The sequence below is a fragment of the Myxococcales bacterium genome (assembly GCA_016712525.1).
GTDB lineage: Bacteria > Myxococcota_A > Polyangia > Polyangiales > Polyangiaceae > JAAFHV01.
Genome location: JADJQX010000001.1, coordinates 679,468 through 695,246 on the forward strand (window position 1 = coordinate 679,468; position 15,779 = coordinate 695,246).

A 15,779-nucleotide genomic window follows, 5' to 3' on the forward strand; every position below is an offset into this window, starting at 1 on the left:
CAACGGGCCCCCAATAGCGCGCCCTCTACCCTCACCCCTCGGCGGCCTCTTCCCCAGCCCCCGAGTGCATCGTCTTCCGGCCCCCCTCGGCGTCGGCGTCGACCACCACGGTCATGCCCCGCGGGAGGATCGAGCTCGTCGTGTCGAGGTCGTTCGTGTCCCGCGACAACGGCAGGTTCTGCGTCTCGCGGAGCACGTAGAGCGGACGCGCCTTCACCTGCTCGTAGATGCGCCCGACGTACTCGCCCAAGATGCCGATCATGAGGAGCTGCACGGCGGCGAGCAGCGACACGATCACCGTGATGGCCGTCCACCCGGGGACGGTGGCGTGGAACGCGAGGTTCGCGACCACGGCCCAAATGGCCACGAAAATGGCCAAAAACGCGATCATCGCGCCGGCGTACGTGGCGAGGCGCAGCGGCAAGATGCTGAAGCTCGTGATGCCGTCGATCGCGAAGCGGATCATCTTCTTCAGCGGGTACTTGGTCTCCCCCGCGAAGCGCCCGGCGCGGTCGTAGAGCACGGCCGTCTGCTTGAAGCCCACCCACGAGACCATGCCCCGCACGAACCTGTGCACCTCACGGAGCTCGCGGAGGGCCACCACCACGCGGCGGCTCATGAGGCGGAAGTCGCCCGTGTCGAGCGGCACCTCGATCGGGATCATCGCCGCGAAGATGCGGTAAAACCAGCGCGCCGTGACGAGCTTGAACCAGGTCTCACCCGCGCGGCTCCGGCGCTTGCCGTAGACGACATCGTAGCCCTCGCGCCACTTCTCGACCATCTCGAGGACGACCTCGGGAGGGTCTTGGAGGTCGGCGTCCATGACGACCACGGCCTCGCCGCGTGCGTAGTCGATGCCGGCCGTGATGGCCACCTGGTGGCCGAAATTGCGGGAGAACGCGAGCACCTTGTACTTGGGCTCGGTGGCCGCCATGTCTCGGAGGAGGCGGAGCGAGTCGTCCTTGGAGCCGTCGTCGACGAAGACGACCTCGGTGTTCTCGGGCAGCCGACCGATGAACTCCGCGAGGCGCGACCGAAGCTCGGGGAGCACGGCCTCCTCGTTGAAGATGGGGAGCACGAGGCTCAAGGTGGGGCGCTTCATCGGTGGGCGTTGCGTAAACCACCAAACCGTAGGGCCGATCAAGTCCGCTGCGCACGATTGCCGCCCCGAAACCCACGGCTTCGACGCCCGCCACACCCCGAGGCCACGATGGCCACGACCGGCAGCCGCGGCGCAGCCCCCGCGCGCCCAGGAAAAAGCGCCGTGAAAAAGGGCGGGAGCGACGAGAAATGGGGTAGAAATCGGCCGCTCGCTCATGGCTCGGCCTCACACGAAGACCCGCGGGTGGGAAGTGGCCTTCTTCGGCCTGCTCTTCGCCGTCTACGTGGGGTTTTTCCCGTACATCGGGGCCATCAACAACCCGAACGAGAACGTGCGCACGTACATGACGATGGCGCTCGTCGAGCAGGGGTCGTTCAAGATCGACGCCATCGTCGAGCGCCACGGGTGGACGAACGACATGGCCCGCGCACCGGACAAGAAGACGGGCGTGTTCCACCTCTACTCGGTCAAGGCCCCCGCGGTGAGCTACGCCGGGGTGCCCGTGTATTGGGCGTTCACCAAGGTGATGCCAAAGCTCGGGAGGCCGGTGCCGACCGCCGCGAGCCACCCCGACGAGAAGGCCAAGTGGCTCGCCGATTCGACGTGGGCGCTCCGCATCTTTTCCGTGCAGATTCCATGTTTCGCGTTCTTGGCGGCCTTCGCGAGCTACCTGCGGCGCTACACGAGGGACGACGTGCTGCGGCTCTCGGCCGTGGCCGCGCTCGGCCTCGGCACGAACTACCTTGCGTACGCGCTCATGTTCGCGAGCCACTCGCTCTTCGGCGTGGCGGCGTTCGGTGCGTTCGCGCTCACCCTCGAGGCGCGCGCGAAGAGGCCGAAGGAACGTTCGGCGTGGCTCGCCTTCTGGGCGGGCTCGTTCGCCGCGTGGGCCACGTTGCTCGAGTACCACGCCCTGCCCGTGTCGGTGTGCCTCGCGCTCTTCGCTCTCGCCACGTTCTACCGCCCGAAGACCCTCGTGGCGCTCGGCCTGGGCGCGCTTCCCCACGCCGCCGCGATGGCGCTCTTCCAGTGGAGAGCGTTCGGCGATCCGCTGATGCCGGGTCACCGCATGAGCGAGAACCAACAGTTCGCGCACCTCCTGAATCAGGGGTACTTCGGCATCCAAACGCCGAACCTCGATCACGCCGGAAGCCTCCTCTTTTCGCGCAGTTACGGGCTCTTCGGGACGAGCCCATTCCTGGTGCTCGGACTGCTGGTCGTGCCCTTCGTCGTGCTCTCCGGACGCGGAGGTCCACGAGCACGCGCGCGGCTCCGGCTCGGCACGCTCGTGTGGCTCGCCACGTGCGGGGTGCTCGTGCTCACCGTGTCGGCGGCCATCAACTGGCGCGGCGGGTGGACGGTGGGACCGCGGTACTTCGGGGCCCTCCCGCCGTTCCTCGTCTACGGCGCCGTGTGTGCGCTCGATCGCCTCGGAGCTCGGTCGAAGCGCGCGCGTGTCGCCGTCGGGGCGCTCGCCGCGGGCACGGCCATCGCGAGCGTCGCGCAGACCGGCCTCGTGTCGCTCTTGTGCAACTCGATCCCCGAGAGCGTCGGTCGCCCCCTCCCCGAGCTCGCTTGGCCGCTCTTGCGCTTCGGGTTCTTTCCGCGTCACCTCGGAGATCTCGTGGGCGCGACCTCCGGGGCCTTCGGGTACTTCGTGGTCGCGTGTCTGGTCTCCGCCGCGCTCACACCGCTCGTCGTCCACAGACGGGCAGACGGCGCGAAGAGCATCGTGGCGAGGCTCGCGCTCGGCGTCGTGGTGACGGGGCTCGCCCTCCTGCCCGCGCTCTCCCCCGCGACCTCCGAAGAGGGCACCGACGGCGGCGTGGCGGCACGGAGCTTCTTCGCCGAGATCTGGGAGCCCCCGGGCCGAGACAGGCTCGCGAAGGCAAAAAAGACCGCCGAAACGACAGGAAATCCGTGTGCTTATCTGAGGCTCTCCGAGCTCGAAGAGTCCATGGCGCTCGTGGCGCGGGCGGCGCAGAGCCGTGCTCGTGCCGGTGCCGGCGGAGCGCGACCGGAGTCGTGCCGATGACACCCGGGGCCTCGCAACGAAAGACGGGAGCACGATGACGCTGCGCACGGGAGCTCGCAATCGAACGGCCGGTCGGATCCTGGGTGTGCTCGCGCTCGGCTTCGTCATGGCCATCTTCGCGTGGTGGCCCATGCTCGCGGCCTACCCCAACACCCAAGGGGGGGACGGGCCGCCGTACCACAAGACGATCGAAGCCGCCCGCGTGTCGGTCGTGCGCTACCACGAGCTGCCGCTGTGGAACCCCTACGAGTGCGGAGGCCTCCCCCTCTGGGACAACCCCCAGGGCCCGCCCGCGGCGCCGCTCATGTGGACGACGCTCTTCATGGGCACGACGGCGTCGATGTACCTCTGGTACCTCCTCCACACGGCGCTCGGCTTCTTGAGCATGTGGCTCTTCGCGCGCGACGAGGTGAAGCTCTCGCGCGCGGCCACGTTCGTGGCGAGCCTCGCGTGGGCGTTCTCGGGCTTTCACCAGCAGCACTACTCGGGTGGGCACTTCACGTTCGTGCCGTTCCTGTATTTCCCCTTCGCGGTGCTGCTCTGGCGGCGCGCGGCGGGTGATCTCCGCTACGCCGTGGGGCTCGGGTGGCTCGTCGCGTGGATGATGCTCGAGGGCGCCGTGTACCCGCTCCCGCACCTCGTCGTGCTGCTCGGCGCCGAGACGCTCACGCGCCTCAAGAAGCAGACCTTCGTCCCCATCGTGAAGGCGGGCGCGATCGTCGGGCTCGTCGGGTTCCTCGTGGGCGCGTGCCGCTTCTTGCCGGTGATCGATCAGCTGAAGAGCCACACGCGGCCCATCGGGATCGAGCGCGATCACATCCAGTGGACCACCCTGCGCGACATGTTCGTCTCGCGCACGCACGAGCGCGGCGTCGCAGGGCAGACGTACGTGTGGCCCGAGTACGGGACCTACATCGGCCCCTTCTTGCTCGTGCTCGCGGCGATCGGCGCGATCGTGTGCGCCTTCGAGAGCCCGTGGCTCGTGGCGCTCGCCGTCGTGTGCTTCGTGCTCATGATGGGGCACTTCTCGCCGGTGGCGCCGTGGGCGGTGCTCAAGGCGCACGTCTACCCCTTCAAGGAGATGCGTGTGCCTTCCCGGTTTCGCTGCGAGGTCTCCATGTTCCTCGCGGTGTTCGCGGGCGTCGCCGTCGACAGGCTCCCCCAGAGGCTCGCGGGCTTCTCGCGGAAGGCGGGCAAGATCGGGCGCACGGTCGCCCTGGCGATCGCCTTCATCGGCGCGGGCGACATGATCGCGACCGGCATCGCGTGGTTCACGGTCTGCTTCAACAACCCGCCCGAGCAGAAGGTCGCTGTCTCGCCCCGCCTCTACGTCCACGGGCCGAACCTCTCCGGCATGATCGACCAGCCCCGCCAAAACCGCATTCGCCTCGCGTGTTGGGACGAGTGGGGCTTCAGCGCGGGCGCGCCGATGTGGGAGGGCGACGTTCCGCAGGCCGTAGCCGCGCCGGGGGCGAAGGTCGCCGTGACGAACGTCGTGCGCACGCAGAACAAGTTCTCGTTCCACGTCGAGGCCGAGGCCCCCGGGCGTGTGCTCGTGAACAGCGGCTACGACCGCGGCTTCCGCTCGAACGTGGGCACCGTCGCGGAGGAGAACAAGCTCCTCGTGCTCGACGTGCCCCAGGGGAGCCACGACGTGCGCATGGAGTACTGGCCACACGGGCTCTCGCTCGGCTTTTTCCTTACGTTCGTGGGCCTCGCAGGATCCATTGCCGGCTTCGTGAAGCTCGGCAAGGCAGCGCCGACGAAGCCCTCCCCCACCCCCGCGACGCGCGAGACCAAACGCGCAGACGCACCGGGCCGTTCCTCTGCCGACGACAACGACGACGGGGCGACGCACGACCCCTCGAAGGACGACGCGGCGACGCACGACCCCTCGAAGGACGACGCGGCGACGCACGACTCCTCGAAGGACGACGCGGCGACGCACGACCCCTCGAAGGACGACGCGGAGGCCTGATTTCCGGACCATAGCGGGCGCCTATGGGCCCGATAGGGAGCCCTCGCCTACCCGCGGGCGCCTCGCGACCGACGTTCTCTCTCGTAGGCCGGCGCACGGGCGCGTCGGTCACACGGGAGGTTCTTCATGCTTCGTTCTTTTTCGTCCCAGACCTTCGTCGCCGCGCTCGCCACCATCGCCGCTTCGGTCGTCGTCGTCGTCGGCTGTGGCTCGTCCGTCGAGGATCCTTCGCTTCCGGGCGAGACCGCCCGCGAGGCGACGCCCGCGCCGATCGACGACGGCAACGGCAACCCCGAAACGAAAGCGTACTCCGTGATCGTGAAGGAGAAGCTCGACTGCTCCTCGCTCTCCAAGGGCGGGAGCTGCGGTTCGTACAACGGCGTGCAGTACTGCAAGTGGTGCCCCGACGACGGGTGCGACCCATCGAAGTGCGAGTGCTTGCCCAACACGGCGGGCACGGGCTGCAACGGTGGTCCGAGCTCGGGCCCGGCACGCTGAGAGGAGCAGGGCGCACGCGACACTTCGTCGCTCCGAAATAGCCGAAGCCCCGACGACCCTCGCGAGGGTGCCGGGGCTTCGATGCGATTCACGCGCGAGCGCGCGTAGGTCAGGCCAAGACGGGCAGCGAGGCCTTCGAGGCCTTCGTGACGTACGTCTTGATCTCGTTGAAGTTGAGGTACCGGTAGAGATCCGCCGACATCGCGTCGAGGCGGCTCGCATACTTCATGTACTCCTCGACGGTGGGCAGCTTGCCCACGATCGCCGCGACGGCGGCGAGCTCGGCCGACGAGAGGTACACGTTCGAGCCTTTCCCGAGTCGATTCGGGAAGTTACGCGTCGACGTGGAGACGACCGTGGTGCCCGGGTTCACCTGCGCTTGGTTGCCCATGCAGAGCGAGCAGCCCGGCATCTCGGTGCGCGCGCCGGCGCCCGCGAACATGTTGTAGTAGCCCTCTTGCATGAGCTGCGCTTGGTCCATCTTGGTGGGCGGCGCGACCCAGAGGCGCGTGGGCACGGGGCCCCCGAACTCCTTGAGGAGGCGCGCGGCGGCGCGGAAGTGGCCGACGTTCGTCATGCACGAGCCGATGAAGACCTCGTCGATCTTGTCGCCCGCGACCTGGCTGAGCGGCTTGATGTCGTCCGGATCGTTGGGGCACGCGAGCAGCGGCTCCTTGATCTGGTCCATGTCGATCTCGATGATCTCGGCGTACTCGGCGTCCTTGTCGGCCTCGAGGAGGGTCGGCGCGGCGAGCCACTTTTCCATGGCCTGCGCGCGGCGCTCGAGGGCGCGCACGTCGCCGTAGCCCTCCGCGATCATCCAGCGGAGCATGACGATGTTCGACTTCAGGTACTCGATGATGGGCTCTTTGTTGAGCTTGATCGTGCACCCTGCGGCCGACCGCTCGGCGCTCGCGTCGGAGAGCTCGAAGGCCTGCTCGACCTTGAGATCCGGGAGGCCTTCGATCTCGAGGATGCGGCCCGAGTAGACGTTCTTTTTGCCCTGCTTCGCCACCGTGAGGAGCCCACGCTGGATGGCCGCGTAGGGGATCGCGTTGACGAGATCGCGGAGCGTGATGCCCGGCTGCATCTTGCCCTTGAAGCGCACGAGCACGCTCTCGGGCATGTCGAGCGGCATGACGCCGAGCGCCGCCGCGAACGCGACGAGGCCCGAGCCACCCGGGAACGAGATGCCGATGGGGAAGCGCGTGTGGCTGTCGCCGCCCGTGCCGACGCCGTCCGGGAGGAGCATGCGGTTCAGCCACGAGTGGATGATGCCGTCGCCCGCGCGGAGCGAGATGCCGCCGCGGTTCGTGATGAAGTCGGGCAGGGTGTGCTGCGTCTCGATGTCGACGGGCTTCGGGTACGCGGCCGTGTGGCAGAACGACTGCATCACGAGGTCGGCCGAGAAGCCGAGGCACGCGAGCTCCTTGAGCTCGTCGCGGGTCATGGGGCCCGTCGTGTCTTGGGAGCCCACGGCCGACATGTGCGGCTCGCAGTACGTGCCGGGGCGGATGCCCGCGACGCCGCACGCGCGGCCGACCATCTTCTGCGCGAGCGTGAAGCCCTTGCCCGTGTCCTTCGGATCTTCGGGGCGGCGGAACGCGGGCGACGCGTCGAGGCCGAGGAAATCGCGCGCGCGCTTCGTGAGGCTGCGCCCGATGATGAGCGGGATACGACCGCCGGCCTGCACCTCGTCGAGGATGACCTCGGTCTTGAGGGAGAAGGTGGAGAGCGTCTCTCCCGCCTCGTTCGTGACCTTGCCCTCGTAGGGGTAGATCACGATGACGTCGCCCATGGCGAGCTTGGTCACGTCGCACTCGATGGGGAGCGCGCCCGAGTCTTCCATGGTGTTGAAGAAGATCGGGGCGATCTTGCCGCCGATGCACACGCCGCCCGAGCGTTTGTTCGGGATGAAGGGGATGTCGTCCCCGAAGTGCCAGAGCACGCTGTTCGTGGCGCTCTTGCGGCTCGAGCCGGTGCCGACGACGTCGCCCACGTAGGCGACCGGGTGGCCCTTCTTCTGGACCTCTTTGATCTGCTCGAGGGCGTTGTGGATGCCCTCGCGCGCGTTCTTGAGCATCGCGAGCGCGTGGAGCGGGATGTCCGGACGCGACCAGGCGTCTTGCGCGGGGGAGAGGTCGTCGGTGTTGGTCTCGCCGGTGACCTTGAAGACGGTGAGGGTGATCTTCTCGGCGAGCTTGGGGCGGCTCGTGAACCACTCGGCGTCGGCCCACGACTGGACCACGGCCTTCGCGTGCTCGTTGCCCTTCTTGGCGCGCTCGGCGACGTCGTGGAAGGCGTCGAACATGAGCAGCGTCTTCTTGAGCTGCGTGGCCGCGAGGGGCGCGAGCGCGGCGTCGTCGAGGAGGGCGACGAGCGGCTGGATGTTGTACCCGCCGAGCATGGTGCCGAGGATCTCGACGGCCTTCTCGCGCGAGATGAGGCCGCACTTCGCCTCGCCCTTGGCGATGGCCGCGAGGAAGCCGGCCTTCACGTAGGCCGCGTCGTCGACGCCGGCGGGCACGCGGTTCATGAAGAGGTCGAGCAAGAAGTCGGCCTCGCCGGCGGGGGGGCTCTCGAGCAGCTTCACGAGCTGGGAGGTCTGCTCGGCGCTGAGGGGCTTGGGCGGGATGCCCTGGGCGGCGCGCTCTTCGACGTGCTTGCGGTAGTCCTGAAGCATGATGGCTCTCTCCTTGGAAGGCGCGCGCCCGAACGGGGCCCGTCGATCCTTCACGCGGATGGATGTAACGCCGGACGAGCCATGCAAAAAGCAGATTATTCGCATACCATCGTTGCGAATCTCGCATGCATCATGGCTTCGAGGGGCACGACGGGGTCGCCTCGTTGGGTGCCTCGCAGATCCCGGCGCAGCGACGGTCCCTGGGGCGTCGCCGCGGGTGCGTCAGAAGTCGCCGAGCTTCTCGAGCACGCCCTTGCGCTTCACGATGTTCTTGTAGTCCCACTGGATGTGCTTCGCCTTGCGGAGCCAGCGGGCGAGCACGGTCTTCTTGATCGCGGCGACGTCGGTGAAGTGGACGTGCGCGGCCTTGAATTTTCCCTCGGGCGAGAGGCCGGGCTCGTCGAACGACTGGCCGCTCCAGAAGAGGAGCTGCACGCCCTGTTTGCGGACCCAGTAACCGACGATGGGGTTGCCATCGAGGAACCACACGGGCCCGCCGTGCCACACCTTGCTCTCGGCGTCGGGCAGCCCCTTGCGAATGAGGGCCGCGAGCGCGCTGCAGACCTCGGCGTTCGCGCCGACCTGGGCCTCGTTGTAGTCGTCGATGGTCGTCATGCATCGCCTCGTGGGGGCCGGGCTCTCCTCGCCGCGTCGTCACGTGTACCACGTGGGACGGGCATGGAGAACGCGCGAGCCCGCGGCCGATCCATGCGCAGATCCAGAGAATCTGCCTATCATCTCGCCAAAGCACGCATGGATCTCTTGCTCACTCGCTCTCTCCTCGCGGTCGCGCGCGAGGGCACCATCGGCAAGGCGGCGAAGCGGCTGCACATCTCCCAGTCGGCGCTGTCTCGGAGGCTCCAGCAGCTCGCCGAGGAGCTCGGCACCGAGATCTTGAGCCCTCAGGGGCGCGGCGTGGTGCTCACCGAGGCGGGGAGGCTCTTCGTGGCGGAGGGCACGGTGCTCGTGGATCGTTTCGACCGCGCGAAGGCCGAGGTGCGGGCGCTCTCACGGCTCGAGGCCGGCACGGTGCGCGTGGGCGGCGGCGCGACGGCGGTCTCGTACTTGCTGCCCGAGGCCATGGCGCGCTTCCGAAAGAGCCACCCGCGGGTGCGGTTCCGACTCGAGGAGGCGGGCAGCCGCGAGGTCGAACAGGCCGTCATCGAGGACCGTGTGGAGCTCGGCGTGGTGACGCTGCCCGTGTACGCGAAGGAGCTCGAGGTCCGCCCCCTCGCCAACGATCGCATCGTGCTCGTGGCCGCGGCCGATCACCCGCTCGCGAAGCGCAAACGCGTGGTCCCGGAGGACTTGGCGGGCCTCGCCATCATCGGCTTCGAGGGAGAGAGCGCCATTCGCACGCTCATCGATCAGGCGCTCCGCGAGGCCTTCGTCGAGGTGAACGTGGTCATGGAGGTGCGGAGCATCGCGGCCATCTTGCGGCTCGTCGAGTCGACCGGGAGCTGTGCGTTCGTGAGCGAGCTCGGCGCGGAGGGGCGGCCCGTGATCGACGTGCGTGGCCTGCGCATCGAGCGCGAGCTGGGCCTCGTCACGCGGCGCGGGAGACCCATGTCGGCCGCCGCGCGGGCCTTCGCCGAAGAGCTCGCGAAGAGCGCCGCGGGCAGCACACGCCGAAGCGCGCGGTGAGCCGGAGAGGGCCTGGGCGACCCTCGCGAGGAGGTCGGACATCGCGTGCGCCGATGTCCGAAAAGAGCAATGGTTTGGCACTCTTTGGCCCAGCCTAGGAGATGCGGGTCGAGCGCGATTTCCTGGAGAGAAGCGGGAGCCGAACCACACCATGCCCGTGTTGGTACGGACCGTGCTCAGGCCAGACGCATGCGCAAGCCCCACGTCTCGATGTCGGCATCCGTTCTCCTCGGCCTCGCGTTCGCAGCAGCATGCAGCACCACGGACAGCACGGCTGGCTCCAGCGACGGCGGCGCCGACGCGGGCGGTTCCGCGTGCTCGCTGTCCTCCCTCCCTCGAGAAGGAGACCCATGCAGCCCGCCGGGGCTCGAGTGCCCAGGACAGGGCGCGCCATGCGCGTTCAACCCGCAGTGCCCCGTGTGCGCGACGATCAAGCCGATCTGCGGGGACGATGGGCGGTGGCGCATCGTCTCGACGACACCCTCTTGCCCGAACCTGTGCCCGAGCGTGTTCCCGAAGGCCGGAGAGCCATGCGACACGCGCGGTCTCGAGTGTGCGGAGCCGGCGCGCCCGTGCGAGTCGCCGTGCGAGTGCCCACGCCTCGTGGCCACATGCCGCAATGACGTCTGGAACGTGGTGGACACGTCCACACCTCCGCCCGCGTGTTTCGCGGACGCTGGGGACGCGAGCCCGACGGACGGGGGCAGCGATGCGGACAAATAGCCAAGAGAGGAACGGTGCGCCCATGAAGCGCGAGTGCTCGCGACTCGTCGTGACATGGCGCGATGGCGCATGAGAGGTCGTGGACGTGGACGTGCCGCCCCCGTCGTGTCGTGCGGACGGAGGGGGACGCGAGCTCAGCGCGCGGGGACGCGGATCGGTAGGGGGAGTGTTCTATCGAGGCACGGAGGTGCTGATGCGAGGCTCGTGCCTACGGCCCGACGAACCCCGGTTTCGTGGAGTTTCGCGGTCTTGGCGTCAACGTCGGTCGGTTCTTCCATGGGGGCGGGGGTGGCCGGGCCGTTCGCGGGGTGGCCCGGGCCACCACACCGAAGCCCGCGGCTCGCCATGACGACGCCCGAGTGCTCTCCTTCGTGAGGTGACGTCGCACGACTCCCACCCCGACCGCCTCTCCCCCGGCCACGGCTGGAAGACACCCACCCGGACCGAGGTGGCGGTCCTCGCGGTCGTCTTCGCCGTCGTGGCCTCCCCGTGTGCAGCCTACACGTACCTGGCGCCGAAGGTGGGCTTCCCACTCGCGCCCGGCATCGTCATGGACGTGCTCGCGGTCTTGACCGCGGTGGTGGTCGTGTACGCGAAGTTCGGCCCCGACGACGCGAGCGACTCGATGTCGCCGCCGGACTGAGGACGGCACGCGCCCTCTCACCCGTAGCGCTCGACGTACGCGCCGAGCTCGCGTGCGACCACGTCGAACGCGGTCCGCACGCGCAGCACCCGGAGATCTTCCTTGCGGGCGACGAGATAGACCGGCCGCGTCGCCACGCGCCCTAGGCGTGTCACCTCTTCGAGCCCGGGGAACGTCGCGGCGAGGGCGCGCGGGAGCACGACGAGCCCCACCCCGAGCTCCCCGGCGCGCGCCAGGGCCACCATGCTGTTCGCGCGGAAGGCGACCTCGGCCTCACGTGCGTGCTCCTTCAGGTACGTGGCCTCGGGACCCCCGTCGAGCTCGCGCACCGGCACGACCACCCTGTGCCCCGCGTACGGCGGCATCGGCGCGGCCTTCGGGCACCTCGTGAGGTAGCTGCGCGAAGCATAGAGCCCGTACACGAGCCCGCCGATGCGCTTCGCGAGGAGCTCGCGGCTCTCCGGGCGCACGAGCCGGACGGCGATGTCGACCTCCCCCCGGAGCACGTCGGCCGCGAGGTTCCCAGTCACGACCTCCAAGACGATCTTCGGCGCCACCCGCGCGAGCCTCGGCATCACGTGCTCGAGCAGGTGGAGCGCCGTCACCTCGGTCGCGGCCACACGCACCACACCACGCGCTTCGTCGGTCGGCTCGAGGGGCTCACGCTCGAGCCGGAAGAGGCCCTCGGCGAGCGGCGCCACCAGCGTCGCCACGCGCTCCCCCGCGCGCGTCGGCACGAGCCCGCGCGACGTGCGCACGAAGAGCGGCACCCCGAGGGCGGACTCGAGGGCATCGAGCCTTCGCCCCGCCGTGGTCTGGTGCACGCGGAGCTTCTTCGCCGCGCGCACGAGGCTCTTGGTCTCGAAGAGCGCGTGGGCGAGCCGGAGATCGTTCCAGTCGAGCATATGCAAATGTGCATATCACGTATGTGCATGCGCGCATGGTGAGGGCGACGGCGCCGCCGTACATCCAAGGGCACCGGAGGCTCACACCATGTTCATCACCAAGACGATCCGCACCCTCGCCCTCTCCACGTTCGCCGCGCTCTCCTTGGCCACCTCGGCCTGCGGCTCTCCCGGAACCGAGGCCCCCGCGCCCGCGACCACCGCGGGCCAGACCCGCCTCGACATCACCGGCAAGTTCGCGAGCGCCTGCGTCAAGGCCGGCGGCTCGCCCACGAAGCTCACGTTCGACATCGGGGCCTCCGAGTGGAAGCTCGACTACGTGACCTACGGCGACGAGGCCTGCACGACCCCGTTCGTCACCGTGCACATCGAGGGGCCGTACGAGCTGTCGGGCCCCTCGCCCACGGTGAGCGGCGCGACGCTCGGGCGCTTCGCGTTCACGAAGAAGACGGTCAAGGCCCACATGGCCGCGGCCTCGGGCTTCCTCGCGAGCGAGAAGGGCTGCGGCGCGGGGACCTTCCCGGAGAACACCGCGGTCGACATCGGCGCCACGGGCTGCGCGGGGCTCGGACAGCGCCCCATCGCGCAGTGCGGGCAAGACTTCGATCTCGTGTTCCTCGAGGGCGACACGCTCACCTTCGGAGAGCGCCCCGCGGACAACGACATGTGCACCGAGGCCAAACGCCCGACGGCCAAGGCCGGGCTCTCGTTCACGCGCGTGAAGTAGCGAGGCGACGAGCACCCTCCCCTGGCGCGCCCGTGCGTCTCCCGCGCGGCGCGCCAGCGCGTTGGCCCCAAGGCACGCTACGCTTCGATCCTCGAAGGAGAAACCCATGTATGCGATCACCATCGTCCTCGCGCCCAAGCCCGGTCACGAGCAGACCCTGCTCGACGCCTGCCTCGCCGTGGTCGCGGCGAGCCGGGCCGAGCCCGGAAATCTCTTCTTCGACGTGCTCGTGAGCGACTCGCCGCGCGAGGTCGTGTTCTACGAGGCCTACGTCGACGAGGCGGCGTTCCAAGCCCACATGGCGGCTTCGCACACGAAGGCCTGGCAAGAGGCCGCGCTCCCGTCGATCGAGCGCTCGACGCTGCGCTTCCCGGCGCACAGGAGCGTGGCCCCCGCGCCCTGATGGCTCACATCACGCCGGCGGCGCGGAGGTTCGTCACGAGCGTCGCGCCGACACGGGAGCCCTTCTTGTAGAACACGGCGGGCTGACCGAGCGGGGCCTTGACCGTCACCTTCGTGCCCTGCCCCGCGCGGCCATAGCTCGTGCCGGAGAAGAGATGCGTCCACTCGCCAGGGGGGAGGTACACCTCCTTGTCGTACGGGCAGAGTGGGGCCGTGAAACACTTGTTTTTCACGGGCGCGACGAGGATCTCCGAGCCGAGCATCATCTCGTCGTCGACGTCCCACGAGGCCGCGTCGTCCGGGAACTCGAGGAAGAGCGTGCGCACGAGCGGGTAGCCGTTCGTCTCGGCCTCGGCGTAGAGCTCTTTTCGGTAGAAACCGAGGGCCTTGTAGATCTTCGACATGCGCGCGAAGTGCGTGAGCGTGTCGTCCGTGTCGTAGGCCTGGGCGTTCGCCGCGGGCTGGTTGCCCTCGTGCGTGCGGAGCACGGCGGTGAACGCGCTCATCTCGGCCCAGCGCTTGAGCTGCTCGTCCTCGCGCGTGTAGCCCACCCCGCCGGCCGAGAGCGACGTGTAGCCCCCAGTGTCGGAGTGGTTCAGGCTCATTCCCGAGAGGCCCCCGTTCAAGAGCCCGTGGAGCGCGCTCACGAGGCCATCGTACTTGTCCCACGTGGTGAGCTGATCACCCTCCCAGAAGAGGAGCGACGCACCCGGAGAACGCGTGTGACCCGAGCGATTCCACACGAGCACCTTCCCGAGGAGACCATTCTCCTCGACGACCTCGCGATTGAGCTTGGCCCACTCGACCGTGTACGTGTTGTGGTAGTCGGCGCCCGTCGCCCCCGAGCGCATACGCGCGTCGAAGGGCAGCGCCTCGGCGAAGTCGGCCATCCAGCCCGAGCATTTCGCCTTGTCGATCATCTCGGATTTGATGAGGCCCTTCATGAAGGTGCGCGCGCCGGGGTTCGAGAGGTCGAGGAGAGCGACGTCGAACGCGGTGACGGGGAGCTTGTACGTCCCGCCCGTGGGGTTCTTCACGAAGGCGTCGAGCCGGAGGCCCTCTTCGTAGGTATTTCGCTCCACCTTGCCGGCGTCGGCCGGCACCTCACGGAACATGGAGTTCACGTAGCAGAGCGTCTTGATGTTCTGGCCCGCGAGCGCCGACACGTACGACTGCCAGCCCGGGTGGTAATTGGGATTGTAGGCCCAGTTCCAGAGCACCTGCTCGCCGATGAACGTCTTGGCTTTGCCGGGCCACGTCTGGTTCCATACGGCCGAGATCTGCACCCCGGCGGCGCGCATGCGGTCCACGAGGGCGAGGCTCTCGTCGAGGGGCCGCGCGAGCGCCACGATCGCCCCTTCGTCGACCCAGTCGGGCAGCCGGGGCATACGGCCCGTGAAATCGGTATAGCGCTCGACGAGCTCGAGCGGCGTCTTTCCCGCGAGGATTCGGCCTCGCACTCGAGGCGCATAGGTGCGCACCCGCATGTGGGTGGCCTGCGTGAGATCGAACATCGCGAGCTCTTCGTTCTCCAAGAAGAACGACCTTCGCCGGCTCGTGAGCACGTGGGGCGCCGCGTAGTACGTCGAGCCCTCGTGCCCCGCCGACCCCTTCGACGCGGTGTTCACCGAGGCGCTGATGGGCTGATGGCCTCGACCCACTCCGCCCTCTTGAGCCAAAATGGGGAAGACGCGGCCGCGGAGATCCAGGCTATCGTGGGGGAACTGTTCGCCGAGCCCGTACACGCGCTCGTCGGCGTCTTTGGCGACGAAGAGGTCGACGCCCGAGAAGCTCGGATCGGATACTTGGGTATCGAAGGCGAGGTGGCCTGGGCGCGCCTCGCACAGGTCCATCGTGAACGTGAGCGCCGCGCACGCCGAAGGCCCCGTGGCAAATCCTCCGCGGAGGCGCAGGACGCCCCCCGACGCGCCCGCCTCTCGGACCACGGCCCCCGAGCAGGTCGTCGTGTCCTTCTCGTGAATCTCGAACGACCCTTGATGCTCTTCGACGGAGAGCGCGTGGCGGCTCGCCGAGAGCATGCCGGGCCCCGTGGTGAAGACCGGATCTTGCCCGCGCGAGGCGTGGGTCACAGTGAAGCTCGCCGACGTCGTGGCGACACGAAACGAGCCGAGGGAATGATCGCCTTCGACCGTGGGTGTCAGGCGGAGGTCGCTCGGGACGGCGCACGAGGGCGGGGCCGGCGGCGGGGAACCGGGGGGAACCGAGGCTTCGGGGGGCACGCCACCGTCACGCGCGATGGGCTCCGAGGGCTCGGGCTGACCTGCCCCATCGCCCGACGGACCTCCGCTGCAGCCAAGAGCCACGGCGCCGAAGACGAGCAGCGGGACGACGACGAGGGGCAGAATGCGACGGGCCATGCCCCCTCCCAAGCAACACGTATGCCTCGCACCTACACGTTCACACCCACGGATTGTCGGG

Annotated in this window: 12 protein-coding genes; 7 read left to right on the forward strand and 5 right to left on the reverse strand. The window is 68.7% G+C overall.

Going from position 1 to position 15,779, the window contains the following annotated elements:
• Positions 1 to 31: 31 nt before the first annotated feature.
• Complete coding sequence (locus IPK71_02930) at positions 32 to 1,102, reverse strand: glycosyltransferase family 2 protein (protein MBK8212678.1); 1,071 nt, start codon at positions 1,100 to 1,102, stop codon at positions 32 to 34.
• A gap of 214 nt (positions 1,103 to 1,316) precedes the next feature.
• On the opposite strand from IPK71_02930, the gene IPK71_02935 reads away from it, so the two are divergent.
• The 3 genes from IPK71_02935 (at position 1,317) to IPK71_02945 (ending at position 5,613) form a co-directional block, all read left to right on the forward strand.
• On the forward strand, positions 1,317 to 3,137 hold the full coding sequence (locus tag IPK71_02935) for a hypothetical protein (GenBank protein ID MBK8212679.1): 1,821 nt from the start codon (positions 1,317 to 1,319) through the stop codon (positions 3,135 to 3,137).
• Between the two features lie 34 nt (positions 3,138 to 3,171).
• On the forward strand, positions 3,172 to 5,115 hold the full coding sequence (locus tag IPK71_02940) for a hypothetical protein (GenBank protein MBK8212680.1): 1,944 nt from the start codon (positions 3,172 to 3,174) through the stop codon (positions 5,113 to 5,115).
• Positions 5,116 to 5,241: 126 nt separating this feature from the next.
• A complete protein-coding gene (locus tag IPK71_02945; protein ID MBK8212681.1) occupies positions 5,242 to 5,613 on the forward strand; it encodes a hypothetical protein in 372 nt (123 codons plus the stop codon).
• 109 nt (positions 5,614 to 5,722) lie between these two features.
• Here the strand turns inward: IPK71_02945 and acnB are convergent, their stop codons facing one another.
• Positions 5,723 to 8,296 (reverse strand): bifunctional aconitate hydratase 2/2-methylisocitrate dehydratase, encoded by a 2,574-nt coding sequence (gene acnB, locus IPK71_02950; protein MBK8212682.1) that lies wholly within the window; start codon positions 8,294 to 8,296, stop codon positions 5,723 to 5,725.
• Between the two features lie 222 nt (positions 8,297 to 8,518).
• Complete coding sequence (locus tag IPK71_02955; GenBank protein MBK8212683.1) at positions 8,519 to 8,911, reverse strand: DUF1801 domain-containing protein; 393 nt, start codon at positions 8,909 to 8,911, stop codon at positions 8,519 to 8,521.
• A 138-nt stretch (positions 8,912 to 9,049) separates the two neighbouring features.
• Between IPK71_02955 and IPK71_02960 the strand changes: the two genes are divergently transcribed.
• Positions 9,050 to 9,940: a LysR family transcriptional regulator gene (locus IPK71_02960; GenBank protein ID MBK8212684.1), complete on the forward strand. Its 891-nt coding sequence runs from the start codon at positions 9,050 to 9,052 to the stop codon at positions 9,938 to 9,940.
• Between the two features lie 1,099 nt (positions 9,941 to 11,039).
• Positions 11,040 to 11,306: a hypothetical protein gene (locus tag IPK71_02965; protein MBK8212685.1), complete on the forward strand. Its 267-nt coding sequence runs from the start codon at positions 11,040 to 11,042 to the stop codon at positions 11,304 to 11,306.
• Between the two features lie 17 nt (positions 11,307 to 11,323).
• Here the strand turns inward: IPK71_02965 and IPK71_02970 are convergent, their stop codons facing one another.
• Entirely contained in the window at positions 11,324 to 12,211 is an 888-nt protein-coding gene (locus IPK71_02970; protein ID MBK8212686.1) for a LysR family transcriptional regulator, read from the reverse strand.
• Between the two features lie 88 nt (positions 12,212 to 12,299).
• On the opposite strand from IPK71_02970, the gene IPK71_02975 reads away from it, so the two are divergent.
• Together IPK71_02975 and IPK71_02980 are read left to right on the forward strand one after the other, a co-directional pair.
• Positions 12,300 to 12,938: a hypothetical protein gene (locus IPK71_02975; protein ID MBK8212687.1), complete on the forward strand. Its 639-nt coding sequence runs from the start codon at positions 12,300 to 12,302 to the stop codon at positions 12,936 to 12,938.
• A 106-nt stretch (positions 12,939 to 13,044) separates the two neighbouring features.
• Complete coding sequence (locus IPK71_02980; protein MBK8212688.1) at positions 13,045 to 13,341, forward strand: antibiotic biosynthesis monooxygenase; 297 nt, start codon at positions 13,045 to 13,047, stop codon at positions 13,339 to 13,341.
• Between the two features lie 4 nt (positions 13,342 to 13,345).
• On the opposite strand, the gene IPK71_02985 is transcribed toward IPK71_02980, so the two are convergent.
• Positions 13,346 to 15,718 (reverse strand): alpha-glucosidase, encoded by a 2,373-nt coding sequence (locus IPK71_02985; GenBank protein ID MBK8212689.1) that lies wholly within the window; start codon positions 15,716 to 15,718, stop codon positions 13,346 to 13,348.
• Positions 15,719 to 15,779: the final 61 nt, after the last annotated feature.

What these genes read in the sequence shown, in the direction of transcription:
- IPK71_02955 (MBK8212683.1), bottom strand. Translation starts at nt 8,911, where the DNA reads ATGACGACCATCGACGACTACAACGAGGCCCAGGTCGGCGCGAACGCC.
- IPK71_02960 (MBK8212684.1), top strand. Translation starts at nt 9,050, where the DNA reads ATGGATCTCTTGCTCACTCGCTCTCTCCTCGCGGTCGCGCGCGAGGGC.
- IPK71_02945 (MBK8212681.1), top strand. Translation starts at nt 5,242, where the DNA reads ATGCTTCGTTCTTTTTCGTCCCAGACCTTCGTCGCCGCGCTCGCCACC.
- IPK71_02985 (MBK8212689.1), bottom strand. Translation starts at nt 15,718, where the DNA reads ATGGCCCGTCGCATTCTGCCCCTCGTCGTCGTCCCGCTGCTCGTCTTC.
- IPK71_02940 (MBK8212680.1), top strand. Translation starts at nt 3,172, where the DNA reads ATGACGCTGCGCACGGGAGCTCGCAATCGAACGGCCGGTCGGATCCTG.
- IPK71_02975 (MBK8212687.1), top strand. Translation starts at nt 12,300, where the DNA reads ATGTTCATCACCAAGACGATCCGCACCCTCGCCCTCTCCACGTTCGCC.
- acnB (MBK8212682.1), bottom strand. Translation starts at nt 8,296, where the DNA reads ATGCTTCAGGACTACCGCAAGCACGTCGAAGAGCGCGCCGCCCAGGGC.
- IPK71_02935 (MBK8212679.1), top strand. Translation starts at nt 1,317, where the DNA reads ATGGCTCGGCCTCACACGAAGACCCGCGGGTGGGAAGTGGCCTTCTTC.
- IPK71_02930 (MBK8212678.1), bottom strand. Translation starts at nt 1,102, where the DNA reads ATGAAGCGCCCCACCTTGAGCCTCGTGCTCCCCATCTTCAACGAGGAG.
- IPK71_02980 (MBK8212688.1), top strand. Translation starts at nt 13,045, where the DNA reads ATGTATGCGATCACCATCGTCCTCGCGCCCAAGCCCGGTCACGAGCAG.
- IPK71_02970 (MBK8212686.1), bottom strand. Translation starts at nt 12,211, where the DNA reads ATGCTCGACTGGAACGATCTCCGGCTCGCCCACGCGCTCTTCGAGACC.